The organism is Ruegeria sp. BE1 (assembly GCF_056538885.1).
In genome coordinates this window covers 149723-171857 of sequence record NZ_JBQFTY010000002.1, presented here as the reverse complement: position 1 = coordinate 171857, position 22135 = coordinate 149723, and the positions used below count along the sequence as shown (strand labels likewise).

General features: G+C 61.2%; 25 protein-coding genes. 16 read left to right on the top strand and 9 right to left on the bottom strand.

The annotated features are described in order from the left end of the window. Window positions 1-5: 5 nt before the first annotated feature. Window positions 6-761, bottom strand: coding sequence for a 3-hydroxyacyl-CoA dehydrogenase (locus ACR0J5_RS07035; protein ID WP_480651763.1), 756 nt, complete (start codon window positions 759-761; stop codon window positions 6-8). A 209-nt stretch (window positions 762-970) separates the two neighbouring features. On the opposite strand from ACR0J5_RS07035, the gene ACR0J5_RS07030 reads away from it, so the two are divergent. Continuing rightward, entirely contained in the window at window positions 971-1825 is an 855-nt protein-coding gene (locus tag ACR0J5_RS07030) for a hypothetical protein (RefSeq protein WP_480651761.1), read from the top strand. Between the two features lie 107 nt (window positions 1826-1932). Here the strand turns inward: ACR0J5_RS07030 and tyrS are convergent, their stop codons facing one another. Together tyrS and ACR0J5_RS07020 are read right to left on the bottom strand one after the other, a co-directional pair. Continuing rightward, window positions 1933-3177, bottom strand: a complete 1245-nt coding sequence (tyrS, locus tag ACR0J5_RS07025) for a tyrosine--tRNA ligase (RefSeq protein ID WP_480651759.1) — start codon at window positions 3175-3177, stop codon at window positions 1933-1935. A gap of 90 nt (window positions 3178-3267) precedes the next feature. Then, window positions 3268-4533 carry an MFS transporter gene (locus ACR0J5_RS07020; RefSeq protein WP_480651757.1) on the bottom strand — a complete coding sequence of 422 codons (1266 nt, stop codon included), beginning with the start codon at window positions 4531-4533 and terminating at the stop codon, window positions 3268-3270. Between the two features lie 194 nt (window positions 4534-4727). Here ACR0J5_RS07020 and ACR0J5_RS07015 point away from each other — a divergent pair, with 194 nt between their 5' ends. Then, window positions 4728-5831: an anhydro-N-acetylmuramic acid kinase gene (locus tag ACR0J5_RS07015; protein ID WP_480651755.1), complete on the top strand. Its 1104-nt coding sequence runs from the start codon at window positions 4728-4730 to the stop codon at window positions 5829-5831. Window positions 5832-5896: 65 nt separating this feature from the next. Here ACR0J5_RS07015 and ACR0J5_RS07010 read toward each other — a convergent pair whose 3' ends face one another. Together ACR0J5_RS07010 and ACR0J5_RS07005 are read right to left on the bottom strand one after the other, a co-directional pair. After that, window positions 5897-6784, bottom strand: coding sequence for a fatty acid desaturase (locus tag ACR0J5_RS07010; protein WP_480651753.1), 888 nt, complete (start codon window positions 6782-6784; stop codon window positions 5897-5899). A 3-nt stretch (window positions 6785-6787) separates the two neighbouring features. After that, the gene (locus tag ACR0J5_RS07005) at window positions 6788-7207 is read right to left on the bottom strand and encodes a cupin domain-containing protein (RefSeq protein ID WP_480651751.1); all 420 of its coding nucleotides are present in this window, start codon (window positions 7205-7207) and stop codon (window positions 6788-6790) included. An 88-nt stretch (window positions 7208-7295) separates the two neighbouring features. Here ACR0J5_RS07005 and ACR0J5_RS07000 point away from each other — a divergent pair, with 88 nt between their 5' ends. The 8 genes from ACR0J5_RS07000 to ACR0J5_RS06965 all read left to right on the top strand — a co-directional run bounded on the left by ACR0J5_RS07000 (window position 7296) and on the right by ACR0J5_RS06965 (window position 13760). Then, complete coding sequence (locus ACR0J5_RS07000; protein ID WP_480652876.1) at window positions 7296-8714, top strand: protein adenylyltransferase SelO; 1419 nt, start codon at window positions 7296-7298, stop codon at window positions 8712-8714. 136 nt (window positions 8715-8850) lie between these two features. Continuing rightward, window positions 8851-9213, top strand: a complete 363-nt coding sequence (locus ACR0J5_RS06995; RefSeq protein ID WP_480651749.1) for a cupin domain-containing protein — start codon at window positions 8851-8853, stop codon at window positions 9211-9213. Between the two features lie 48 nt (window positions 9214-9261). Beyond that, window positions 9262-9978 (top strand): endonuclease/exonuclease/phosphatase family protein, encoded by a 717-nt coding sequence (locus ACR0J5_RS06990; protein WP_480651747.1) that lies wholly within the window; start codon window positions 9262-9264, stop codon window positions 9976-9978. Between the two features lie 56 nt (window positions 9979-10034). Next, complete coding sequence (locus ACR0J5_RS06985) at window positions 10035-10448, top strand: Fur family transcriptional regulator (RefSeq protein WP_480651745.1); 414 nt, start codon at window positions 10035-10037, stop codon at window positions 10446-10448. Window positions 10449-10584: 136 nt separating this feature from the next. After that, window positions 10585-11466, top strand: coding sequence for a DMT family transporter (locus ACR0J5_RS06980; protein ID WP_480651743.1), 882 nt, complete (start codon window positions 10585-10587; stop codon window positions 11464-11466). Window positions 11467-11611: 145 nt separating this feature from the next. Then, window positions 11612-12889 (top strand): phosphopyruvate hydratase, encoded by a 1278-nt coding sequence (gene eno / locus ACR0J5_RS06975; RefSeq protein WP_480651741.1) that lies wholly within the window; start codon window positions 11612-11614, stop codon window positions 12887-12889. Window positions 12890-13009: 120 nt separating this feature from the next. Then, the gene (locus ACR0J5_RS06970; protein ID WP_480651739.1) at window positions 13010-13435 is read left to right on the top strand and encodes a GNAT family N-acetyltransferase; all 426 of its coding nucleotides are present in this window, start codon (window positions 13010-13012) and stop codon (window positions 13433-13435) included. Between the two features lie 157 nt (window positions 13436-13592). After that, on the top strand, window positions 13593-13760 hold the full coding sequence (locus tag ACR0J5_RS06965) for a hypothetical protein (RefSeq protein WP_480651737.1): 168 nt from the start codon (window positions 13593-13595) through the stop codon (window positions 13758-13760). Here ACR0J5_RS06965 and ACR0J5_RS06960 read toward each other — a convergent pair. The 3 genes from ACR0J5_RS06960 to mazG form a co-directional block, all read right to left on the bottom strand. Then, window positions 13757-14206, bottom strand: a complete 450-nt coding sequence (locus tag ACR0J5_RS06960) for a GNAT family N-acetyltransferase (protein ID WP_480651735.1) — start codon at window positions 14204-14206, stop codon at window positions 13757-13759. The genes ACR0J5_RS06965 and ACR0J5_RS06960 overlap by 4 nt on opposite strands. Then, window positions 14203-15141 carry a nucleoside hydrolase gene (locus tag ACR0J5_RS06955; protein WP_480651733.1) on the bottom strand — a complete coding sequence of 313 codons (939 nt, stop codon included), beginning with the start codon at window positions 15139-15141 and terminating at the stop codon, window positions 14203-14205. Before ACR0J5_RS06955 ends, ACR0J5_RS06960 begins: the two co-directional genes overlap by 4 nt. A 62-nt stretch (window positions 15142-15203) precedes the next feature. Continuing rightward, complete coding sequence (gene mazG, locus ACR0J5_RS06950; RefSeq protein ID WP_480652874.1) at window positions 15204-16061, bottom strand: nucleoside triphosphate pyrophosphohydrolase; 858 nt, start codon at window positions 16059-16061, stop codon at window positions 15204-15206. 66 nt (window positions 16062-16127) lie between these two features. On the opposite strand from mazG, the gene ACR0J5_RS06945 reads away from it, so the two are divergent. The 4 genes from ACR0J5_RS06945 (at window position 16128) to ACR0J5_RS06930 (ending at window position 19745) form a co-directional block, all read left to right on the top strand. Continuing rightward, window positions 16128-17291, top strand: a complete 1164-nt coding sequence (locus tag ACR0J5_RS06945; protein WP_480651731.1) for a M20 aminoacylase family protein — start codon at window positions 16128-16130, stop codon at window positions 17289-17291. Between the two features lie 12 nt (window positions 17292-17303). After that, window positions 17304-18269, top strand: coding sequence for an agmatinase (gene speB / locus ACR0J5_RS06940; RefSeq protein WP_480651729.1), 966 nt, complete (start codon window positions 17304-17306; stop codon window positions 18267-18269). 63 nt (window positions 18270-18332) lie between these two features. Then, window positions 18333-19274 carry an agmatinase gene (gene speB, locus ACR0J5_RS06935; protein WP_480651727.1) on the top strand — a complete coding sequence of 314 codons (942 nt, stop codon included), beginning with the start codon at window positions 18333-18335 and terminating at the stop codon, window positions 19272-19274. Window positions 19275-19346: 72 nt separating this feature from the next. Further along, entirely contained in the window at window positions 19347-19745 is a 399-nt protein-coding gene (locus ACR0J5_RS06930; protein WP_480651725.1) for a DUF1499 domain-containing protein, read from the top strand. Here the strand turns inward: ACR0J5_RS06930 and ACR0J5_RS06925 are convergent. After that, a complete protein-coding gene (locus ACR0J5_RS06925) occupies window positions 19692-19979 on the bottom strand; it encodes a hypothetical protein (RefSeq protein ID WP_480651724.1) in 288 nt (95 codons plus the stop codon). The genes ACR0J5_RS06930 and ACR0J5_RS06925 overlap by 54 nt on opposite strands. Window positions 19980-20042: 63 nt before the next feature. Between ACR0J5_RS06925 and prfA the strand changes: the two genes are divergently transcribed. Next, window positions 20043-21098 carry a peptide chain release factor 1 gene (prfA, locus tag ACR0J5_RS06920; RefSeq protein ID WP_480652872.1) on the top strand — a complete coding sequence of 352 codons (1056 nt, stop codon included), beginning with the start codon at window positions 20043-20045 and terminating at the stop codon, window positions 21096-21098. Then, window positions 21095-21937 (top strand): peptide chain release factor N(5)-glutamine methyltransferase, encoded by an 843-nt coding sequence (gene prmC / locus ACR0J5_RS06915; protein WP_480651722.1) that lies wholly within the window; start codon window positions 21095-21097, stop codon window positions 21935-21937. Before prfA ends, prmC begins: the two co-directional genes overlap by 4 nt. The last annotated feature ends 198 nt before the right edge of the window (window positions 21938-22135 follow it).

Genomic DNA, 22135 nt, shown 5'->3' with positions numbered 1-22135 from the left:
CAGGTTTACCGCATCCGAAGGGCTCCGTCGATGCGGATGACCTCTCCGTTCAGGTAGCCCATCTCGACGATGAAGCCGGCCAGCCGACCGTATTCCTTTGGGTCGCCCAGACGGGCGGGGTTGGGGACGTCGGCCGCCAGTTGCTCTTGTACCTCTTCCGGCAGTCCGGCCAGCATCGGGGTCATGAAGATGCCCGGAGCAATCGCCATGACCCGAATGCCGGTTGAGGCCAGATCGCGCGCCATGGGCAGGGTCATGCCCACCACGCCACCTTTCGAGGCCGCATAGGCCGCCTGTCCCTTTTGCCCGTCAAACGCAGCGATTGAGGCAGTGTTGATGATCACCCCGCGCGCGCCATCGGGTTCGGGATCGTTCTGCGCCATCTCGGCAGCGGCCAGACGCGAGACGTTGAACGTACCAACCAGATTGATGTCGATCGTGCGTTGGAACGCGTCCAGAGGATGCGGGCCGTCGCGGCCCACGGTCTTGGCCCCGATGGCGATTCCGGCGCAGTTCACGGCGGCGGTGATCCGGCCCATTTTCTGTTTGGCCATGGCAATCGCAGCAGCGACCGAGGTTTCGTCCGTGACATCGGTTTGCGCGAAGTACCCGCCAATCTCGTCCGCGACCCGGGGGCCGCGCTCTGCATCTCTGTCCAGAATCGTGACCTGCGCGCCCTGTGCCGCGAAATAGCGGGCAGTTGCCTCACCCAGGCCGGACGCGCCTCCGGTGATGATGGCGGAGGTGGTTGAGAGTTCCATGGCAGTTCCCTTTTCCAGAGATATGAACGTTTGTTCATTTAACCCGAGGGTTTACGGCCTGTCCATGATTTTGCGTTGGATTTTGACGGAAAACAGGCGTTTCTCAAGGATTTCTCAGAACACCTTTAACCAAGCTTAATGCGCAAGTCTCACATCGAAGGCAGGAAAAAACCTGCGCCAATAGGGCGTTGTTGAAGGAGTTCATCGGTATGATCAAAGGTATTAGGGCCGGGTTTCCGGCGCTGGTTGCAGCGCCTCTTCTGGCCATGATGGCAACCAGCGGAGCGGCGGCGACGCCCGAAGTCTGTAACTGGAAAACCGCGCGCGACGCGGCAAATCGCGGGGATTATCAGGCCCTTTGCGATTGTCAGCAGGTCACGCCCAGCTTTTTGCAACGCCTGCAGTCCCGCTCGGATTTTGCGACGACCTTGCGCAACACAACGGCCCAATGCCCCGGCTTGGCAGCCCTGCTGACGGATCAGCCAACGGGATCTATCGCCGCGGCGAGCAACCCGGGTGAGGATCGCGGCAGCGAGCAGTTCGCCGGGAATACGAGTGGGTCCGGCGGTGACGGCGGTGGTCCCGGTGATGGTGGCGGTGGTCCCGGTGATGGCGGCGGCGACCCCGGTGATGGTGGTGGCGACCCCGGTGATGGCGGTGGCGATCCCGGCAACGGTGGTGGTGGCGGCAACGGCGGCAACAATGGCGGCGGCAACGGCGGCAACAATGGCGGCGGTAACGGTGGCAACAATGGCGGCGGTAACGGTGGTGGTCACGGCGGTCCCGGCAACGGGAACGGCAACGGTGGAAACCCCGGAAACGGCGGCGGCAATAACGGAGGATCGGGCCCCGGAACCGGAAATGGCGGCGGCAATAATGGCGGCGGCAATGGGTCGGGTAACGGCGGCGGCGGTCACGGTAATGGCGGCAGCAATGGCGACGGAAAAGGTGGCGGCAAAGGCGGCCATGGTGGCGGCAAAGGCAGCGACGGCAAAGGCGGTGGCAAAGGTGGCCACGGCGGCGGCAAGGGCGGTCACGGTGGGGGCCACGGCGGCAAGCGGTAACGTGTTGCGCGCCCGCACAGATCAAACGAAAGCGGCCACCCTTCTGGGTGGCCGTTCTGCATTCGGTGTGTCGCGGCAACGGCTCAGACGCGCCCAAGCCGCATTGATCAGCCCAGTTGAACCAACGCGTGCCGCTTTTTACCCGCGCTCAGCTTGATCGGAGACGACAGAGCGCCCGCATCGATCATCAGACCCGCATCCGTCAGGGCAGCGTCATCCAGCTTGGCCCCGTTTTCCGAGATCAGACGCTTGGCCTCTTTGCCCGATTTCGCCAGCCCCGACTTTACGATCAGTTGAACGATGGACACCGGAAGGTCGGCCTGGCTGAGCGTGAGCGTGGGCAGATCATCCCCAATCCCGCCTTTTTCAAAAACCTCACGCGCGGTGGCCTCGGCGGTGGCGGCGGCCTCGGCCCCGTGCAGCAGGGTGGTGACTTCGTTGGCAAGGCGGATCTTGGCCTCGTTGATCTCAGACCCTTGCAGCGCGGCCAGACGGTCGCATTCATCCACCGGCAATTCGGTGAAGATTTTCAGGAACCGGCCCACATCGGCGTCAGTGGTGTTGCGCCAGAACTGCCAGAATTCATAAGAGCTCAGCATATCGCCATTCAGCCAGATAGCACCGCCCTGCGACTTGCCCATCTTGCGGCCGTCGCTGGTGGTCAGCAGCGGCGTGGTCAGGCCATAGATTTCCTGATCCAGCACCCGGCGCGTCAGGTCGATGCCGTTGACGATGTTGCCCCACTGGTCGCTGCCGCCCATCTGCAGAACGCAGCTATAGCGGCGGTTCAGCTCAAGGAAGTCATAGGCCTGCAGGATCATGTAGTTGAATTCGAGGAAGCTCAGCGATTGTTCGCGATCCAGCCGCGATTTCACGGACTCGAAAGACAACATCCGGTTGACCGAGAAATGCCGCCCGATATCGCGCAGGAAATCGAGGTAGTTCAGACTGTCCAGCCATTCGGCATTGTTCAGCATCAGCGCGCCGGTGTCGCTGTCGTCATAGGACAGGTACTTGGCGAATACTTTCTGCATACCCGCGATATTGGCGTCGATCTGTTCGGGGCCCAGCAGGGGGCGCTCGTCCGACCGGAACGAGGGGTCGCCCACCTTGGTGGTGCCGCCGCCCATAAGGGTGATCGGCTTGTGACCGGTCTTTTGCAGCCAGCGCAGCACCATGATGTTCATCAGGTGGCCCACATGCAGCGACTGCGCCGTCGCGTCATAGCCGATATAAGCCGTTTGCACCCCGCTGATCAGCGCCTCGTCAAGGCCCTGATAATCGGTGCAGTCGGCGAGAAAGCCGCGCTCGATCATCGTGGCGATGAAATCCGATTTGGGGTGGTAGGTCATATCGTGCCCTTTGGGTTTGTGTTGCGCGGCACTGTATAGGCGGCGCGCAGGCCAAGGAAAAGGCACGTTTTGCAGGAAAGCCCGCGCGCTTCAGCTTTTGGTGGGGGGCAGGCGAAACGCATAGAGCATTGCAATCACGTTCAGCACCGCCAGTGCGATGATCGGCGTGACTGGATCATGCAGATGCGCCACCGCGCCCAGTATGGCGGCAAAGACCATCCCGATCAGTCCTGCCGAGACATCCCCGAGCGCAACCAGATAGGGGCGTTCTTTTTCGTTGGTCATTTCGATGATGTAGAGATAGCGCCCATAGATCACCCCGTTCCCGCCCAGCGAGAGCAGCAGAATGACCAGAGCATAGGCCCAGACGTTCTGCGCATAGCCGGTGAAGGTAAAGCCAAGCGCCAGAATTGCCGAAACCGCCGAGATCAGGCACCCCAGCCACATCACCGGCTTGACGGAAATCCGCCCGCTGAGCCACCCCCAAAGAACCGACCCGATCACCATCCCAAGGCTGGCGGCGATCACGAAATAGCTGAGCGAGTGTTTGGTCCCCACGTGAAAGGTCGCTGCGTGAATGGTGTAGAAGGGCATGGCCAGTTCGACCGAGACAAAGATCAGCCGCGCGGTCAGGAACTTGCGATACCAGGGATAGGCCATGCCGGTCTTGAACCCGGTGGCCAGTTCGGCCAGCGGTTTGGGCTTTGCCTCGGGTGTGGGCCTATGGGCCTGTTCCTCTTCCAGCAGGCGCACCCCGGCAAAGCTGACGCCTGCGGCAAACATGGCAACGACTCCGCACCATAGCACCACAATGTGCCGCTGCATCGGTTGGTCCGAGGCCAGCAGGTCTCGCGTCACCCAGACAACCAGGATCGCCAGAATGCCCGAGACGGTCGCCTGCGCAAACACCATCCGGTTGCGTTTGGCGTTAGGGATCGAGATGCCATAAATCTGACTGGTGCCCAGACTGGCAATGCCCTGACACAGGCCCATGATCAACGCGGTCGTCAGGAACAGCAGGACGATCATCACATTGGGCAGGTCGGTTGCAAACAGTGCGACAATGGACAGGATGGCGGCGGTCAGGATGTTGGGCGCGTAGACCGCCAGCTTTGCCCGCGTGACCCGGTTGATGAAGGGTGAAACGAAAATCTCGGCGATCAGCCGCGACCCAGTGACCATCGGCAGCAGCAGACCCGCGAAAAACGTAGGAGCCCCAAGCGCCAGATACAGAAAAGGCAGCACAAGGTTGGGGTTCACCAGCTGCGCCCCGATCGTCGCCAGCGATCCTGACCAGAATATCAGCTGGTAGTTACGCCCTTCATTGGGCTGTTTCAGGGTGCCTTTGTCGCTCATGAGTGTCTGTTTGCTGTGCCGCTATCGGTAATGCTTACCCAGGCCGGGCCAAGGTGCAACCGTTCTTGGGGCCGTGCTGTGGTAGCAGGCGCGCAACTGCTGTCTAAATCGCCAAATACTGCGCGATGTTGCTTGCCTTGCGGTGGCGCATGCAGGCAGGTTGAGGCCCAGAAAACAAGATCAATGAGGTGAGCGTGAACCGGTCCATCAGGAAGGGCGGGCCTGTCAGGGCCCTTGGTGCGATGTCTGGCACGTCGCTGGACGGTGTGGATACGGCTGTGGTTGAAACCGACGGGCACCGGATCTTCGGCTTTGGGGCGTCTGGTTATCGTCCTTATTCCGAGGGTGAGCGCGCCGATCTTCGCGCCGCTTTGGGGCAATGGCATGGTCCGGCCGTGGATCGGGCCTCAGAGGTGGTCACCTTCGCCCATGCCGAGGCTTTGGCCGAGTATGAAGAGGTCGACCTGATCGGCTTTCACGGCCAGACGCTGGCGCATGATCCGCACGGGCAGGGCACGTTGCAGGTGGGCGATGGCAAAGGGCTGGCGCAGGCTTTGGGCGTGCCGGTGGTGTGGGATTTCCGCAGCGATGACGTGGCCATGGGGGGCGAAGGTGCCCCGCTGGCGCCGTTCTTTCACTTTGCCTGCGCCAAGTGGATCAACGCGGCTGAGCCGCTGTGCTTTCTGAACCTCGGCGGGGTCGGGAACCTGACCTATGTGGACCCCGGCTTTGACGGCCCCGAGGCCCCCGGCGCGCTGCTGGCCTTTGACACAGGCCCTGCCAACGCCCCGGTGGACGACCTGATGCAGGCCCGGCTTGGCCTGCCCATGGACCGCGACGGCGCGGTGGCGCGCGGCGGAACCGTCGAGATGGGCGCGCTTGAGCTGTTCCTGGCCGAGCCGTTTTTTACCCGCATGCCCCCCAAATCGCTGGACCGGAACGACTTCGCCGAGATGATCGGGCTGGTGCAGGAGCTCTCAGACGCCGACGCGGTGGCGACCCTGACCGGCATGTGCGCCGCAGGCGTGGTGCAGGGGATGGAGCATTGCCCCAAACCACCCGCCCGCGTTCTGGTCACTGGCGGCGGACGGCACAATCCGGTCCTGATGGAAATGCTGCGCGTCTCGCTCGACTGTCCAGTCGAACCGGTTGAGGCGGTGGGCCTCGACGGAGACATGCTGGAGGCCCAAGCCTTCGCCTATCTCGCCGTCCGCGTCGCGCGGGGGCTGCCTACATCTTGTCCGGGTACGACTGGGGTCAAGGCTTTGGTTGGGGGTGGTGTTGTGAGTGCGGTTTAGGCATACGGATGATGGTCGGAAAGGTCTGATGACATCAACTTGCACAGGTCAGGAGTTCGGTAGGTTCACTTAAGCGAACGCGCGTACTCATCGGCAAACTCTGAATACCCGTCCGAGGTTGATTTCAAATGCGACCGAGTCCAGCCGTGCAAGGCGGGCAACTGGTGAAATGGCACGTTGGGAAAGGCGTGGTGTTCGGCGTGATAGGGCATGTTCCAGGCCAGAGAACGCACGACCCGGTTGGTGAAGGTGGTGCGCGAGTTCTCAAGCATATTGGCAACCGGCGGGCAGAGGCCATGCTCGGCCAATAGATAGAGCCGCAGAAAGGGCTGCCCGATCAGCACCGGAACCAGCCAAAGCCAGATCAACGCTGGAGTTAAGAACAGGTTCAGGCCCGCAAGGGCGTATAGGCCAAGGATCAGGCGCGCCTCAATCCGCATGGCGCGGTGTTGGCGGGCGGGCAGGTAGGGTGCATCGATCCGGCCGCGGGCGTTATCGACCAGAACCTTTGCCATTCCAGCCCAATAAGGCCAGCCGCTGAGATAGATCAGCAGATCACGCCAGCTGTCGGGCCGGGGCTTGCCTGCAAGCTCGGGGTCTTTGTCGGGGTGGTTGGTCCATTTGTGATGCGCCAGATGGAAATAACGAAACCACGTAAAGGGCAGGGCGATGGGGACTGAGACCAGATGGCCGACGACCTCATTCAGCCACCCGCTGCGAAAGGGGGTCTTGTGGGTGCATTCGTGGCTGAGCGTAAAGAGAAAGACCAAAAGCACGCCCTGAGGCAGCAAGAACACAGGCCACATCGGCACCCTGAGCGCGATACACAGAGACGATGCGCCCAATACAGCGGTGTAAAGCGCCAGATGCCGCAGCCCGGCGGCATTTGACCGCCGTTGCAGGCTGTCTTTCGCTTCGGGCGGGATCGACGCTATGAGGGCGCGGTGATCCATGCCTCAGCCGCGTGGGATCTCGAACCCGGGCGCGGCCAGAACAAAGCCATCGAACTCGAACCCTGGGGACACGGTGCAACTGACCAGAGTGAACTCTCCGGTCGTTTGCGCCGATTGCCAGTGGTTTTCGGGCACGATCACCTGTGGCGCGCCCTTGTTCAGATCCGGGGTCAGCAGGTGATCACTTGCTGGACCCTCATCCGAGGGGCTGAGCGACAGGGTCAGCGGAGCGCCTGCGTGATACAGCCAGATTTCTGTCGCATCGACCCGGTGCCAGTGGCTGCGCTCGCCCGCTTGCAGCAGGAAATAGATGCAGGTGCCGGTGGCGCGGCCTTCGTTCTCGGCGCGCCATGTCTCGCGGAACCAGCCGCCCTCGGGGTGGCGTTGCAGGTTCAGGTGGTCGATGATCTCTTGCGCGGTCATGGGGGCCTCTTGGTTGGGTTGGGCAGATTATGCACGCGGGCGCGCGATCCGCTATGGTATTCGCGTGTATCAGCAATATGTTTGCGACATGACCCTGACGATCCCGTTTGACAACAGCTATGCCCGGCTTCCCAACAGTTTCTATGCGCGGCAGGCCCCGATACCTGTGCGCGCGCCGCAGCTGGTGGCGTTTAACGACGACCTCGCGCGTATCCTGCGCATCACCCCCGGCGACGTGCAGGAAATGGCCGAGGCGTTTGCCGGTAACACCCTGCCCGAAGGGGCCGAGCCGATTGCGCAGCTGTATTCCGGCCATCAGTTCGGCAGCTATAACCCGCAGCTTGGCGACGGGCGCGCCGTTCTGCTGGGGGAAACGGTCGGTGCGGACGGTATCCGCCGGGACATCCAACTGAAAGGCTCGGGGCCCACCCCGTTCAGCCGCAGGGGCGACGGGCGCGCATGGCTGGGGCCGGTGCTGCGCGAATACGTGGTGTCCGAGGCGATGCACGCGCTGGGCGTGCCCACAACCCGCGCCTTGGCCGCCGTGGAAACCGGTGAGGTCGTCCGGCGCGAGGGTCCGATGCCCGGTGCGGTTCTGACCCGCGTGGCGCAAAGCCATTTGCGGGTGGGCACGTTTCAGGTCTTTGCTGGACGGCGGCAGATCGACAGCCTCAGAAAGCTCACCGACTATGCCATCGCGCGCCATTACCCCGATGCCGAGGGGCCTATGGGTCTGTTGCGGTCGGTTCGGGACGCGCAGGCGCGGTTGATTGCGCAATGGATGGGCGTGGGCTTTATCCATGGGGTAATGAACACCGACAATTCTTCGATTGCTGGAGAGACCATCGACTATGGCCCCTGCGCCTTTATGGACAGCTACCACCCGAATACGGTCTTCAGTTCCATCGACCGGATGGGGCGGTATGCTTATGCCAATCAGCCCGACATCGCTGTGTGGAATCTGGCGCAACTGGCAACAGCACTGATTCAGCAGGTGGACGATCCCGAAACCGCCGTGGAAGAGGCGACCGAGATCGTGCACGCGATGCCGGGTCTGATCCATCAGGAATGGCTGGCGCGCTTTCGGGCCAAGATCGGTCTGACCACGCAGGACGAGGGCGATGAGGCCCTGATCACCGATCTGATGAAGCGCATGGCCGAAAATCGCGCCGATTTCACCAATACCTTCCGCGCGCTGGGCGGCGATACGGCGCGCGACCAGTTCCTTGCGCCCGAGGCGTTCGACACATGGGCCGAAGGTTGGCAAGCACGCCTGACGCGCGAGGCCGATCCGCACACCGTGATGCGCGCCGCCAATCCTGCCTTCATCCCGCGCAACCACCGGGTCGAACAGATGATCGAGGCGGCGGTGCAGGGCGACTATGCCCCGTTCCATCGCCTGAACACGGTGCTGGCGAAGCCCTACGAGGACCAGCCCGAGGCGGTTGACCTGACCCGCCCGCCGACTGAAAATGAGGTGGTTCATGCGACGTTTTGTGGAACATAATTGTTGATCCGCCGGAATTCTGTGCGTTCAGGGCGGCAATAGCGAAATCGATACATCTCGCGACTTACCAACCCAATAGAATGCTGCATAATAGGTGCCACAAGGATTTGGTCTGACAGATTTGAAGGAGCAGGGCATGCGCTACTCCATATTATTGGAAGATTCTCAGGGTGTTTCGTATTTTGAAGACCGTGATGTTGACCTTGAACTCAAAACCTTTGCGCCGCCTGCAAAGGCGTTTCAGGTCTCGGACGAATTCGACGCCGCGCGCTTTGTCTTTCTGACCTTGCCTGCGGGATGGAAAGGCATTCAGCACCGTTCCCCCAAACGCCAGCTTGCGACAGTTCTGTCGGGTATCTTTCGCGTTGAGGCCGGATCGGGCGAGGTTCGCGACTTTACGGCCGGAGACCTGTTCTGGGCGGAAGATGTTACCGGAACCGGACATGCCTCATCCGCCGAGGGGGGTGAGCCGGTCAATTTGATGGTGACGCAGTTTTGAAGAGGGTCGGGTTGCCTGGGATCGTCAAATGATAAGCATAACCGTTTCATGACTCACACCCTGCGGATCGCCAGCTACAACATTCAGAAATGCGTCGGGCTGGATTTTCGCCGGCAGCCGCAGCGGATCATGCAGGTGATCCACGCGATGCAGGCCGATATCGTGGTGCTGCAAGAGGCGGATAAACGCCTGCCGCCACGCCCCGCAGCGCTGCCGCATTTCATGCTGGACGAGGCCGGGTGGCAGATCGTCGATCTGGGCGGTGCAGGCAGTCTGGGCTGGCACGGTAACGCGGTGATCTGGCGCGGTGATGCGATCCAGGTGCGGCAGACCGGGCATCACGACCTGCCGGGGCTTGAGCCGCGCGGCGCGGTGCGGGTTGAGTTTGACACGCCCATCGGGCCGCTGCGGGTGATGGGGATGCATCTTGGGTTGTTGCCTGCATCCCGCCGTCAGCAGATCACCCATATGCGCCGCTGCGACGAGGACCTGACACAGATGCCCACCGTCTGGGCCGGGGATTTCAACGAATGGTCGCGCCAGCCGGTGCTGGACCATCTGGCCCCCGAGATGCGGTTCCTGCCGCCGTTGCCCAGTTTTCCGGCGCCGCAGCCTTTGGGCGCGCTGGACCGCATCGCGCTGGGCGCGGGGCTTGAGGCTGTGACCCACGGTGTCCACGACGCGCGGCCCGCGCATATCGCCTCGGATCACCTGCCGATCTGGGCCGATCTCAGGGCTGTGCGGGAAACCGCAATTCCGCAGTAGCGCCAGCCGTTCAGACGGTTTAAGACAGAAACCCGAACTACTCCGAAGGGTCACTCATGTCCGATACGATCATCGCCCGCTGCGAAGCCAAAGGCCTGCGTATGACCGGCCAACGCCGCACAATTGCGCAGGTTTTGCAACAAAGCGAAGACCACCCGGATGTTGAAGAGCTTTATGCCCGGGCCTCAAAGGTGGATTCGGGGATTTCCATCGCCACCGTTTATCGCACTGTGAAACTGTTCGAAGAGGCCGGGATTCTGGAACGGCTGGAATTCGGCGATGGACGCGCACGCTATGAAGACGCCGAGCGGGACCACCACGATCACCTGATCGACATGCAATCGGGCGAGGTAATCGAATTCGTTGACCCCGAGATCGAGGCGCTGCAGGAAAAAATCGCGGCCAAGCTGGGCTATAAGCTGAAAGGCCACCGGCTGGAGCTGTACGGCGTTCCTCTGGATCAGGATTGACCCATCACAAATCGCGAAGGGCAGGCGCACGGGATTTCATGAATCCCGCGCGGATAGGGCTTGCCTGACACCCGCTCCTTCGGGTTGGGTGGGACAAGGCGCGGCGCGCGGGCCGCATGGCTTTACGGACATGACCATGAATAACGTACACGGCATCTTGCTGGTTGTCGCTGCGATGGCGGCTTTTGCGCTTGAGGATATGTTCATCAAGCTGCTGTCAGTGTCTGTGCCGACAGGGCAGATCATGCTGTTGCTGGGCCTGGCCTGCGGTGTGCTGTTTGCGCTGATGGCGCTGGTCACGCGCAAGCGCATCTTTGATCCGCTGGCATGGCGTCCTTTGCCGTTGGCCCGCGCCGGGGCCGAGACGGTGGGCGCGTTGACTTTCGTGACCGCCCTGTCGCTGGTGGATCTGTCCACCGTGGCCGCCGTGTTCCAAGCCATGCCACTGGCCGTCACCATGGGGGCCGCGCTGTTTTTGGGCGAACAGGTCGGCTGGCGACGGTGGAGCGCCATCGGCGTCGGGTTTGTCGGGGTGCTGATGATCATTCGGCCCGGCTTTGAAGGGTTTCAGCCTGTGTCGCTGTTCGTGGTCGCCTCGGTGATCGCTATCGCGGCCCGCGACCTGATGACCCGCAAGCTGGACAGCCGGATTGCGTCCTCGGTCGTGGCACTGCAGGCCTATCTTGCGGTGGCTGTGTCGGGGGTTGCGCTGATGGTGTTCTCGGCTCAGCCGGTGATCGTGCTTGAAGCCTCTCATCTGGGCCCGTTCCTGGGGGCCATCGGATTTGGTGTTTTGGGTTATTACGGGATCATCACCGCCATGCGGATCGGTGAGGCCTCGGCGCTGACCCCGTTTCGGTACACGCGCCTGATCTTCTCGATCATGGCCGGGATGTTGATGTTTGGCGAACGCCCGGATGCGATGACACTGGCCGGGGCCTCGCTGATCATCGGGTCCGGCATGTATACCTTCCTGCGCGAACGCAAACTGTCCCGCGCCTTTGCGCCCGCGACCTGACGGATTGTCGCAGTTTTGCGCAAACAGAGTACCTTTCGCGCCAAAGGATCGGCAATTGTCGTGTTAGCGATAACATGAATGGTTTACTTTTTACCCGGTGATGCTATGAGGCTGGCAAGTTATTGCAGCCACAGGGACGGGCCTCATGAGCACGATTATCGACATCCACGCACGCGAAATTCTGGACAGCCGGGGCAATCCGACGGTTGAGGTGGACGTGATCCTGGAAGACGGCACCATGGGCCGTGCCGCTGTGCCCTCGGGCGCGTCGACCGGGGCGTATGAGGCGGTGGAAAAGCGTGACGGCGACAAATCCCGTTACATGGGTAAAGGTGTGCTTGAAGCCGTTGCTGCCGTAAACGGTGAAATCGCCGAGGAACTGATGGGTTTTGACGCGACCGAGCAGGTCGCCATCGACCAAGCCATGATCGAGCTGGACGGGACCGAAAACAAAGGCCGTTTGGGCGCAAACGCCATTCTGGGCGTCTCTCTGGCGACCGCAAAGGCGGCGGCGGATTTCACCACGCAGCCTCTGTACCGCTATGTGGGCGGCACCTCGGCCCGCGTTCTGCCGGTGCCGATGATGAACATCATCAATGGTGGTGAGCATGCCGATAACCCCATCGACATTCAGGAATTCATGATCATGCCGACCTCGGCCGCGAATATCCGCGAGGCGGTACGCATGGGGTCCGAGGTGTTCCACACCCTGAAAAAAGAACTGTCCGCCGCAGGTCTGGCCACTGGCGTGGGCGACGAGGGCGGCTTTGCCCCCAATATCGCCAGCACCCGTGAGGCGCTGGATTTCATCCTCAAGTCCATCGAAAAGGCCGGCTACAAACCGGGTGATGAAATCCACCTGGCGCTGGATTGCGCCGCGACCGAATACTACAAGGACGGCAAATACGTTCTGGCGGGTGAGGGCACGACGCTCACCTCGGACGAAAACGCGGCCTATCTGGCGGCGCTGGTGAACGACTATCCGATCATCTCGATCGAAGACGGCATGTCCGAAGATGACTGGGATGGCTGGAAAGCCCTGACCAACGCCATTGGCGACAAGGTGCAACTGGTCGGCGACGACCTGTTCGTGACCAACCCCGCGCGCCTGGCCGAAGGGATCGAGCGTGGTTGCGCAAACTCGATGCTGGTCAAGGTGAACCAGATCGGCTCGCTGACCGAGACGCTGCGCGCTGTCGATATGGCCCACCGTGCGCGGTACACCAACGTGATGTCGCACCGCTCGGGCGAGACCGAGGATGCTACCATTGCCGATCTGGCCGTGGCAACCAATTGCGGTCAGATCAAGACCGGCAGCCTCGCGCGGTCGGACCGGTTGGCCAAGTATAACCAGCTGATCCGCATCGAGGAATCGCTGGGTGAGGTTGCCGAATATGCCGGGGCTTCGATCCTGAAGCGTTAAGTGTTACCCTGATCCGCAATTGGATTTGAGGATCAGGATTTGCTTAAAGTTATACAAGCCACAACGCCGGACCACTTCGAGTCTGTCCGGCGTTTGTGTTGGGATTATCGCGATTTTCTGTTGACGCTGGATCCGGTGTCCCAAGAGGTCGTGCGTACCTATTACCCTCGTGAAAAATATGCGCGCCTCATGGACGTGATTGAGGTTGAACACGGCGCCCCGCATGGCGGGGTGCGCCTGGCCTTAAAAGATGATCAACCCGTCGGATGCGGCATGTTCCATACCATCGCGCCGGGTGTGGCCGAGATCAAACGGGTTTATGTCTCTGACAGTGCACGGGGGACCGGGGCAGGCTATGCGATCATGCAGTCGCTGATCGAAGCCTGCCGAGCCAAAGGCTTTGACTTTATCCGCATGGACACCGGCAAACCGCTTGAGGCGGCGACTCGGTTATACCTGTCTATGGGGTTCCAGTTGCGGGACGCTTATTCAGATATCCCCAAGATTACAGAGGGGCATCTGCTGTTCTTTGAATTGGCGCTGTGACCGGAATTTAATCTTTGCGCCACCACATTGAAAATGCTCGTAAATTACAGATTCTGGCAGGGTGTGCCGTGTTAAGTTCCAATATGTGTGAACTTATTCATACTTCGGCTGAATAGCATTGACGTAGGGTCACCACATTACAGAAAAGGAGCATACCATGAGTGGTTCAAAATTCCTTCTCGTAGCGTCGGTGATCAGTGTTTTTGTTTTGGCGGCCTGTTCCGGGCCCGGTCACTATCCAGTTTCGGGAATGCCTGCGTCGTCCAGTGATCCGGTGATGGATATGGATGTTCCCGGCATGGATATGGGGATCGAGGCGCGTTAAAGCACCTTACTCATCAGCATATAGCGATCACGTGGTTTGAACCCTGTGCGCAGGTAGAGGTTCTGCGTGGCCGCGTTGCTGCGGTCGACCTCAAGATGCAGCGCTGTCAGCCCCGCGCCCGCAAGGGCCTTGGGCAGGTCCAGCAGCACTTCGGTCGCGATACCACGGCCCCGGACGGCCGGTCGGATATAGATCTCGTCCACAAAGCCGTCCATGCCGCCAAACTCGACCGACCAGCCAAAGGTCAGCACGATATAGCCCAACGGGGCCCGTCCGGGCCCGATCAGGTAGACACAACCATGTGGTATCCCCTCAAGCAGGGGGGCCAGCGCGTTGCGGGTACGATCCACGTCCTGTTCGATGCCGGTTTCGGCATGGAAAGCTGTGACCAGCGCCATCAGGCGGTCCAGATCGTCAGGACGGGCAAGTTTCAGTGCGGCGCTCATAGGCGGGCCAGCCTTTCTGTCAGCAGGTCGAAAAAGCCATCGGCGTCAATTTCGCCCATGAACATGGCGTTGGGTTCATGCGGCGTGACCCGCCACCAGTCGGCAACGGTCATGCCCATGGTCAGCTCAGATTGGGTTTCGATCTGAACGTTGATGTGACGGCCTTTGAACAAGTCCGGGCGGATCAGATAGGCGGTCACGCAAGGATCATGCAGCGGCGCCCCCTCAGAGCCGTACTTTTCCTTATCGAACCGTTCGAAGAAATCTGTCATCTCGGCGACCGCGTGGCCGACTTGGGAATTCAGCGCGCGGAAGGCATCATTGCGGTGTTTCGTGACCAGCGCGTCATGGGTCACGTCAAGTGGCATGACGACAATATGTACGCCAGATTTAAACACGATTTCAGCGGCTTCCGGGTCGACGTAAATGTTGAACTCAGCCGCTGGTGTGATGTTGCCGACCTGGAAATACGCGCCACCCATCAGGACGATTTCCTGTACTCGGTCGATGATGTCAGGTGCTTTTTGAAAGGCGGTGGCGATATTGGTCAGTGGCCCCAGCGGGCACAGCGTCACCGTGCCAGGCTCATGCGCGCGCAGCGTGTCGATGATAAAGTCTACCGCGTGGCCGTCGGCCAAAGCCATGTCAGGGTCAGGCAGCACGGGGCCGTCCAGACCGGTCTTCCCATGTACATGTTCTGCCGTGACCAGATCGCGGTTCAGGGGGCGGTCACACCCTGCGTAAACGGGGATATGCGTATGCCCGGCCAGCTCGCAGACAATGCGGGCGTTTTTGGCGGTCAGTTCCAGCGGTACGTTTCCGGCGACGGCGGTGAGGCCCAGAACCTCGATCTCTTCGGGGCTGGCCAGCGCCAACAGAATGGCAACGGCGTCGTCCTGACCGGGGTCGGTGTCGATGATGATCTTGCGGGGCATGGTCGTCTCCGGGGTCTTGAAGCGCGGACACTCGCAAGTGTCACCGCGCTTGTCCAGCGGTTTCAGCCCCCGGTCGCCGCATCCACAGGCGGGAGTTTGCCATTGGCGCGATGCTCTTCGGTCTTCACCTCGTCCCACAGGGCATCCATCTCGGCCAGATCGCTTTGGCTCGGTGTTTTGCCACGCGCGGCCAGTCGCGCCTCGACCTGTTCAAAGCGGCGGGTGAACTTGGCGTTGGTGCGACGCAGGGCGGCCTCGGGTTCGATCCCCAGATGTCGGCCCAGGTTGACGATGACGAACAGCAGGTCGCCAAATTCATCCTCAAGCGCGTCGGCATCCATGTTGTCGCGGGCCTCTTCCAACTCGGCGGCCTCTTCGGTGATCTTGGCAAGCACATGGCTGGCATCGGGCCAGTCGAACCCCACGCGGGCGGCGCGTTTCTGCAACTTGTGCGCGCGCAGCAGAGCAGGCAGGTTCGCGGCCACACCGTCCAGCGCGCCTTTCTGCTCCTTGCCCGCGCGTTCCGCCGCTTTGATGGTTTCCCAGTCCAGCGTTTGTTGTTCTGCGGACTTGTCGCGGGATTCGTCCCCGAACACATGCGGGTGGCGGGCCACCATCTTGTCCGACATGGTGCGCACCACGTCCTGAAAGGTGAAATGCCCCGCTTCTTCGGCCATTTGCGCGTGAAAGACCGATTGGAACAGCAGGTCGCCCAGTTCGCCCTTTAGCTCATCATACGCCTCACGCTCGATGGCATCGGCGACCTCATAAGCTTCTTCAATCGTATAGGGCGCAATGGTCGAGAAATCCTGTTCAATGTCCCACGGGCAGCCGCTTTGCGGGTCACGCAGGCGGCGCATGATTTCCAGCAGACGCTCGATCCCGGCGTCACTGTCGTGGATCAGAGGATTTTCGGCCATTGCGAACCCTTTCGTTCCGGTGTCAGATGCATCCATTCCGCAGTCCCGATCAGGAGTCCACCCCCGATGCCCGTCGTCAACCGAATTGCCGATTTCGCCGCCGATATGACCGCATGGCGCCAGCACCTGCATTCGATCCCGGAATTGGAGTTCGACTGCTTTGAGACCGCCGCCTTTGTCGCCGATCGTCTGCGTGAGTTCGGAGTGGATGAACTGCACGAAGGGATCGCCCAAACCGGCATCGTTGCGATCATCAACGGGCAGGCGGATGGGCCCACGATTGGCCTGCGCGCCGATATGGACGCGCTGCCGATCCCCGAAGAGACGGGCGTGGAATATGCCTCGACCAATCCGGGCAAAATGCATGCCTGTGGTCATGACGGGCACACCACCATGCTGCTGGGGGCGGCGCGCTATCTGGCTGAGACGCGGAACTTTGCGGGCCGCGTGGCGCTGATCTTTCAGCCTGCCGAGGAAGAGGGCGGCGGCGCGGGAGTGATGGTCGAAGACGGCATCATGGACCGGTTCGACATCTCGCAGGTCTATGCCCTGCACAACGCGCCGGGCATCCCCGAGGGCGCGTTCTACACTACTCCGGGAGCGATCATGGCAGCGGTGGACACGTTCCACGTTTATATTCAGGGCGTTGGCGGCCACGGGGCCATGCCGCATGAGGCCCGCGATCCGGTGATGGCCGCTTGTGGCATCGCGCAGGCGCTGCAAACCATCGTCAGCCGCAACCACCATGCGCTGGACGATCTGGTGGTCTCGGTCACGCAGATCCACACCGGGACGGTCAACAACGTGATCCCCGACACCGCCTATATCAACGGCACTGTGCGCACCTTTGACCCGTCGGTCCAGAAAATGGTGATGGAGCGGATGGAGCAGATCGTAAAAGGACAGGCGGCCTCCTACGGGGTTGAGGCGTGTCTGGATTATGAGGTGAACTATCCCGCCACCATCAATGATGCGGCCAAAGCCGGGTTCGCGGCAGATGTGGCCCGCGAAATCTCGGGCGCGGATAACGTGGTCGACAACATGACCCGCAACATGGGGGCCGAGGATTTCTCGTACATGCTAAACGCGCGACCAGGGGCCTATCTGAACCTTGGGCAGGGCGACAGCGCCGGGCTGCACCACCCGAAATACAATTTCAATGATGAGATCGCGCCGGTTGGCGCGTCCTTCTTTGCGCGGATCGTAGAAAAGGCGCAGCCGCTGGGCTGATAAGGGACAGATATGGGACTGGAAGACGCGAAAAATCAGGTCGATGAGGCTTTTACCAACCCCGACCTCAAAGGGTTGTCGTTTGAGAATACATTCGGCGGGGCGACCTCGTTCCTGCGGAGGCTGTATACCAAGGACCTCAAGGGCGTGGATATTGCCGTGACCGGTGTGCCCTTTGATCAGGCGGTGACCAACCGCCCCGGCACCCGGCTTGGCCCCCGCGCGATCCGCGAGGCCAGCGCACTACAATCGCCGGATGCGCCCTATGGCTGGCCTTTTGATGCGCTCAGCGAGCTGGCGATCGTGGACTATGGCGACGTGGCTTACGATTATGCCAATATCCCGGCTTTTCCCGATACGCTGACCGACCATATCCGCACCATTCTGGCCGCCGATGTGGCCTCGGTTTCCTTGGGCGGGGACCACTATATCAGCTTTCCGATCCTCAAGGCGTATGCCGAGAAATACGGGCCGATGTCGTTGCTGCAATTCGATGCGCACACCGATACCTGGGCCGATGATGACATGACCCGCGTGGATCATGGAACGATGTTCTACAAGGCGGTGAAATCGGGGATCGTGGACCCCAAGCGATCCGTTCAGGTCGGTATCCGCACCACCAATGAGGACACGTTGGGCGTCAACATCATCGACGCGCGCGAGGTCTACGAATCCGGCCCCGCCGCCGTGGCGCAAAAGATCAAAGGTATCCTTGGCGACAGCCCGGTCTATCTGAGCTTTGACATCGACGGTCTGGACCCGGCCTTTGCCCCCGGCACCGGTACGCCAGTTTGGGGTGGGCTGAGTTCAATTCAGGCCCAAATCATCCTGCGCGACATAGCCGGGATCAACATCAAGGGCGGCGACGTGGTCGAGGTCAGCCCGCCCTATGACACATCCGGCGCAACGGCGATTGCCGGTGCTCATGTGGCGACCCAGATCATTTGCCTATTGGGGTGGAACAAGCTGCAGCCTTAACCTTTGGTTAGCCATCTTTCCGGTATCAGTTAACGCAAAAGACCGGACGGGAGAGATACGGGCATGACAGAGTTGAACCAACCCATCAGCGGCAATGATCTGGCGCGGTTTTCGGGGCCGAATACGTTCATGCGGCTGCCGCAGGCGGATACGCTGGCGGGGCTGGATGTGGCCGTTCTGGGTATTCCGCTGGATATCGGTACCTCGTGGCGGTCCGGGGCGCGGTTGGGGCCGAAACATATCCGCAGTGAAAGCGCGATGATCCGGCCCTATAACATGGCCAACGGGGCCGCGCCGTTTGATCGCCTGCAGGTGGCCGATATTGGCGATCTGGCGATCAATACCTTCTCTCTGGCCGACAGCCTGAAGATCATCAAGGAAAGCTATGATGCCGTTCTGGCGCAGGGCGTGATCCCTGTGGCGATGGGGGGCGATCACTCGATCACGCTGCCGATCCTGCGGGCCATCGCGGCCAAGCGCGGGCCGGTTGCGCTGGTGCATGTGGATGCCCATGCGGACGTCAATGACGAGATGTTTGGTGAGCGTGAGACCCACGGCACCATCCTGCGCCGCGCGTATGAAGAGGGGCTGATCGTTCCCGATAAGACCTTTCAGATCGGGTTGCGCGGATCAGGCTATGGGGCCTCGGATTTCTCCGAGGCGCAGGGATGGGGGTTCCGTCAATTCCCCGCGTGGGAGCTGTGGCAGCAGAACCTGACCGAGATCGGCTCACAAGTGCGCAAAACTGTGGGCGATCACCCGACCTATATCTCGTTCGATATAGACAGCCTGGACCCGTCATTTGCCCCCGGCACCGGCACGCCCGAGATCGGCGGCCTGACCACCCCGCAGGTGCTGCAACTGATCCATGCGATGGCAGGTCTGAACGTGGTGGGCTGCGATCTGGTCGAGGTCTCTCCGCCCTATGATCCCACGGGCAACACGGCTTTGACTGCCGCGAACCTGTTGTTCGAACTGCTGTGCATCCTGCCCGGAGTGACGTGACGACAGGGGCCGATGCGCCTTGCCGGGGGCCGCATTCCGGCTAGGGTGAGGTCAAAGATTGGGGTTGGGATGATGAAAATGCTTCTGTGGCTGATCGTGGCGGTGGTTGTGGCCGCAGGTGCCTATATCCGGCTTGCGCCCTCTGACCCCGCGCAATGGCACATCGGGGTTGCGAACGCGTCGGATGTGGACATGCAAGGCGGCGTGGTGCGTATCGTTGAAACCGGGCCGGACGGTCTGGCGCGGATAGATGCCCTAGCACGGGTCACCCCGCGTACCTCGGTTCTGGCTGGGTCGGTGGACGAGGGCATGATCACCTATATCACACGCTCCAAGGTGATCGGTTTTCCGGATTACACCACTGTCTGGCAGGATGGCGACACCCTGCGCATCCATGCCCGCCTGCGGTTCGGACGGTCAGATTTTGGGGTAAACCGTGACCGTGTTGAGGGGTGGCTGGCTGCTCTGTAGTCGTGAAGATAGGCAGCCCTGGGATACTTCGCGCCACATGGGCACGTTCAACGACATCTGGCACTGGGCGGTGAACATGCGGCCGTCGACCTGCAGGCAGATCATCTGACCCAATTCGATGCGCGTGCCGGATTTATCGGTGCAATAACAGTCCTGAACCTTGCCTTTGGGGCCGGTCACATCGGCCATAGCAGGGCCTGCGCAGAGCAGGAAAACAAGTACCAAACATCTCATGCGCGGCAGCTTAGCACAGGGACGGGCCTTGACCAAAGGCTTCGGATGATAGACACCGCGCGGATGATCCCCGAAGAACGCCTTGAACAGATCACACAGCGATTCCAGTACCTCGAAGCGGCCATGGCGGATGGTGCCTCGGGAGGGGATATTGCGACCCTTGCCAAAGAATATTCCGACCTCAAGCCGGTGGTCGATCAGATCATGGCCTGGCGTCAGCTGGTGGCCGATCTGGCCGAGGCCGAGGCGATGCTGTCCGACCCAGATATGAAAGAGCTGGCCGAAGAGGAAATCCCCGACCTTCAGGCCCGCATCCCCGATGCCGAGCACGCGTTGCAACTGGCGCTGTTGCCTCGGGACGCAGCCGATGCGCGGCCCGCGATGCTGGAAATCCGTCCCGGTACGGGCGGGGATGAGGCCGCTCTGTTCGCCGGTGACTTGCTGCGCATGTATCAGCGATATGCCGAAGCGCGCGGCTGGCAGTTCGAGATCATCGAGGAACAGGCCTCGGATCTGGGCGGCATCAAAGAGGTTGTGGCCCATATCAAGGGCGACAATGTCTTTGCCCGGATGAAGTACGAATCCGGTGTGCATCGTGTGCAGCGGGTCCCCGAAACCGAAAGCGGCGGGCGCATCCATACCTCCGCCGCCACGGTTGCGGTTCTACCCGAGGCCGAGGATGTGGACATCCAGATCGATGCAAATGACATCCGCATCGATACGATGCGCAGTTCCGGCGCGGGCGGGCAGCACGTGAACACCACCGACTCGGCGGTGCGGATTACGCACCTGCCCACCGGGCTGGTTGTGACCAGTTCCGAGAAATCCCAACACCGCAATCGCGAGATTGCGATGCAGGTGTTGAAAACGCGTCTTTACGATCTGGAACGTCAGCGGATTGACAGTGAACGCTCGGCTGATCGCGCCAGTCAGGTGGGGTCGGGGGACCGGTCCGAGCGGATCAGGACCTATAACTTCCCCCAAGGGCGGATGACGGATCACCGCATTAACCTGACGCTGTACAAGCTGGATCAGGTGATGCAGGGCGATCTGGAAGAGGTCATCGATGCCCTGACCGCTGATGATCAGGCGCGTTTGCTGGCGGAGATGGCGCAGTGATTGCCGCCCTGACAGCGGCGCAGGCTATGGTCGCGGCCACCGCGCGCCTTCGCGCGGCTGGTGTTGATGACCCGGCGCGGGATGCGCGTGTTCTGCTGGCCCACGCGGCTCGGATCGAGGCCAGCCGAGTCACCCTGATCGCGCCCGAGGAGCTTTCGCCAGAGATTGCCGAACGCTATGACCAGTTGGTCTCGCTGCGCGCCATTCGCGTGCCGGTGTCGCATCTGTTAGGGGAACGTGAATTCTATGGCCGCCGCTTTCGCGTCAGCCGCGATGTGCTGGACCCGCGCCCCGAGACCGAAACCCTGATCGAAGCTGCGCTCAGCGAACCGTTCGACCATGTGCTGGATCTGGGCACCGGGTCCGGCTGTATCCTGATCACTCTGTTGACCGAGCGTGGCAGCGCCTCGGGCGTAGGGGCGGATCTGAGCGAGGCCGCTTGTCTGCAGGCCAGCGCCAACGCGGTGCAGCATCGCGTTCAGGGACGGGCCGAGATTTTGCGCTCCGACTGGTTTGAAAACATTGAAGGGCAGTTTGATCTGATTGTTTCCAATCCGCCTTATATTTCACTTGCGGAAATGGACGATCTGTCGCCCGAAGTGCGCGAACATGAACCTCGCATGGCGTTGACCGATGAAGGCGACGGGTTAGGGGCCTATCGTCATATCGCGGCATCGGCCCCGGATTTCCTGATCCCCGGAGGGCGCATACTGGTTGAGATCGGTCCGACCCAGGGGCCAAGCGTAGCAGGTCTGTTCAGCGCGGCTGGGCTGGTGGGTGCGCGCATCATTCCCGATCTGGACGGCCGCGACCGTGTTGTTTTGGCCAGAATGCCGTGATTCCCGGGGCAGGTGAGGCCGAAAAGCGCCGATTGATGTAAAAAAGCTGCGAAATTTTGGACAAACCTCTTGTCTGGACACGCAGGACATGTTTACTCAGAGTTAGTCGGAGAGGTTGACGCTGGTTCAGCGGGCCCCTGACGCCAAGCCCAAAAAAGTCGACATCGCGTGACGGCTAGTGCCCTTGAGCAGTGCAGG

Coding starts and splice junctions, on each gene's coding strand:
- ACR0J5_RS06955 (WP_480651733.1), bottom strand. CDS start 15,141: ATGCCCCGCAAGATCATCATCGACACCGACCCCGGTCAGGACGACGCC.
- ACR0J5_RS06990 (WP_480651747.1), top strand. CDS start 9,262: ATGACTCACACCCTGCGGATCGCCAGCTACAACATTCAGAAATGCGTC.
- ACR0J5_RS06980 (WP_480651743.1), top strand. CDS start 10,585: ATGAATAACGTACACGGCATCTTGCTGGTTGTCGCTGCGATGGCGGCT.
- eno (WP_480651741.1), top strand. CDS start 11,612: ATGAGCACGATTATCGACATCCACGCACGCGAAATTCTGGACAGCCGG.
- prfA (WP_480652872.1), top strand. CDS start 20,043: ATGATCCCCGAAGAACGCCTTGAACAGATCACACAGCGATTCCAGTAC.
- ACR0J5_RS06925 (WP_480651724.1), bottom strand. CDS start 19,979: ATGAGATGTTTGGTACTTGTTTTCCTGCTCTGCGCAGGCCCTGCTATG.
- ACR0J5_RS06995 (WP_480651749.1), top strand. CDS start 8,851: ATGCGCTACTCCATATTATTGGAAGATTCTCAGGGTGTTTCGTATTTT.
- ACR0J5_RS06965 (WP_480651737.1), top strand. CDS start 13,593: ATGAGTGGTTCAAAATTCCTTCTCGTAGCGTCGGTGATCAGTGTTTTT.
- speB (WP_480651729.1), top strand. CDS start 17,304: ATGGGACTGGAAGACGCGAAAAATCAGGTCGATGAGGCTTTTACCAAC.
- tyrS (WP_480651759.1), bottom strand. CDS start 3,177: ATGACCTACCACCCCAAATCGGATTTCATCGCCACGATGATCGAGCGC.
- ACR0J5_RS06930 (WP_480651725.1), top strand. CDS start 19,347: ATGAAAATGCTTCTGTGGCTGATCGTGGCGGTGGTTGTGGCCGCAGGT.
- ACR0J5_RS07035 (WP_480651763.1), bottom strand. CDS start 761: ATGGAACTCTCAACCACCTCCGCCATCATCACCGGAGGCGCGTCCGGC.
- ACR0J5_RS06945 (WP_480651731.1), top strand. CDS start 16,128: ATGCCCGTCGTCAACCGAATTGCCGATTTCGCCGCCGATATGACCGCA.
- ACR0J5_RS06985 (WP_480651745.1), top strand. CDS start 10,035: ATGTCCGATACGATCATCGCCCGCTGCGAAGCCAAAGGCCTGCGTATG.
- ACR0J5_RS07010 (WP_480651753.1), bottom strand. CDS start 6,784: ATGGATCACCGCGCCCTCATAGCGTCGATCCCGCCCGAAGCGAAAGAC.
- ACR0J5_RS07000 (WP_480652876.1), top strand. CDS start 7,296: ATGACCCTGACGATCCCGTTTGACAACAGCTATGCCCGGCTTCCCAAC.
- speB (WP_480651727.1), top strand. CDS start 18,333: ATGACAGAGTTGAACCAACCCATCAGCGGCAATGATCTGGCGCGGTTT.
- ACR0J5_RS07020 (WP_480651757.1), bottom strand. CDS start 4,533: ATGAGCGACAAAGGCACCCTGAAACAGCCCAATGAAGGGCGTAACTAC.
- mazG (WP_480652874.1), bottom strand. CDS start 16,061: ATGGCCGAAAATCCTCTGATCCACGACAGTGACGCCGGGATCGAGCGT.
- ACR0J5_RS06960 (WP_480651735.1), bottom strand. CDS start 14,206: ATGAGCGCCGCACTGAAACTTGCCCGTCCTGACGATCTGGACCGCCTG.
- ACR0J5_RS07005 (WP_480651751.1), bottom strand. CDS start 7,207: ATGACCGCGCAAGAGATCATCGACCACCTGAACCTGCAACGCCACCCC.
- ACR0J5_RS07030 (WP_480651761.1), top strand. CDS start 971: ATGATCAAAGGTATTAGGGCCGGGTTTCCGGCGCTGGTTGCAGCGCCT.